Origin of the sequence: Janibacter sp. GXQ6167 (genome assembly GCF_041365945.1) — a bacterium.
In the GTDB taxonomy this organism is placed as follows: domain Bacteria; phylum Actinomycetota; class Actinomycetes; order Actinomycetales; family Dermatophilaceae; genus JBGFSK01.
Genome location: NZ_JBGFSK010000025.1, coordinates 1 through 1,426, shown reverse-complemented (window position 1 = coordinate 1,426; position 1,426 = coordinate 1). Strand labels below are relative to the sequence as shown.

The 1,426-nt window shown below is 60.2% G+C and carries 1 protein-coding gene; it reads right to left on the bottom strand.

All coding sequences use genetic code 11. The features are described 5' to 3' along the window. Positions 1-67: 67 nt before the first annotated feature. Positions 68-1,342, bottom strand: a complete 1,275-nt coding sequence (locus AB8K43_RS15430; RefSeq protein ID WP_370895090.1) for a transposase family protein — start codon at positions 1,340-1,342, stop codon at positions 68-70. Positions 1,343-1,426 lie beyond the last annotated feature (84 nt).

The following is a 1,426-nucleotide window of genomic DNA, read 5'->3' as shown; positions in this document are numbered from 1 at the left end:
CGTAATGCCTCATGTCAATATGCCCGCGAAAGGTTGTCGATGCCTCACATAGTTTTGCCCGCGAAGCTTATGCGGTTTTGACGCGGATGCCTCGGCGTACGTCGGGCAGGGCTGTGGGGAATGAGGCGAGGTAGAGTTGTTCGGTTTTCTCGCGTGAGAGAACCAGCAGTCGGTCTTGGATGCTGGCGATCTCGGTGGCGATCTTTGCTGGGTTGAGGCCCTCTCGGTAGGCGGTGAGTTCTTCTACTTGCTGTGGTGAGAGGACACTGGCGTCGAGGAGCCTGTCGAAGGGTGTGCGCGGGGTGTCGTAGAGGCGTTTGCGTCGCCCGGTCTTCGTGGAGGAGTATCCGATGGGTTTGCTCGTGGGCATCAGATAGTTCACCCGGTCATTGACCAGCCGCCATAACCGGTTGAGAGCGCGTCGTTCCAGTTCAGTGTCGTAGCGGTAGTAGAACCCGTAGCGGCGCACGACGTGGTTGTTCTTCGACTCGATGGTGGCCTGGTCGTTCTTCTTATACGGACGCGACCGGGTGAAGTAGATGCCTCGTGAGCCGGCCCATTCAATGACGTACTGGTTGAGGAACTCTGAGCCGTTATCGAAGTCCAGGCCAGTGATCTGGAACGGGATCTCACGTGTTGCGGTCTTGAGTCCGGCCAGGATGTGGGTGTGGGAGTTGTTGCGCACGGTGCGGGTGTAGGTCCAGCCGGTGTGGAAGTCAGTCAGGTTGAGAGTCCGGGCGAATTCTCCGGACTCGACAGGCCCGCAGTGGGCGACGGTGTCGCCTTCGAAGAACCCGGGTTCGTCTTCAACTTCGTCACCGGCCCGCCGGATCGTGATCGCTGAGCGCAGCAGCGTGCCAGGCTTCGTGGTGGAATGCCCGCCGATGGCGTCTTTAGCGCGTGCCGGCTGCAGATACCGGTCGATCGTGGCCGGGCTCATCGCCAGCAGTTCCTTACGCACCGCTTTCGTGTAGCGATCCTGACCGTAGACGAACTCGTTGTGAGCTTCGAGGAGGTCGAGCAGGATCCGCATCGTCGCATGCAGGTACTTCCCGCACTGGCCACCGGAGATCGCCCACACCCGCTGGAGGACTTTCACCGCATCGTAAGAGTATTTCCTGGCTCTAGGCTTCCGTGGCCGTGTGGCGACGTTTCTGCCACGCCCCGGTGGCTGGTTCGCTGCCTGCCTCAGACGGCGACGGGCGTTGTCACGAGACCACCCGGTTACCGCCACGACTTCATCGAGCACAGCTCCCTTGGTCTTCTTCGCAGCCTTCTTATACGCCTTGGCGTACTTCGTGGTGATCTCGGCTCGTGTCGCCATCGACAGTTCACTTCCCATACTGTCCCAGGGTCCACCATTTCGCGGGCAAAAATATGTGAGGCACCGAGGGTGGTACGCGGGCGGTTTATCTGAGTCTCGTCG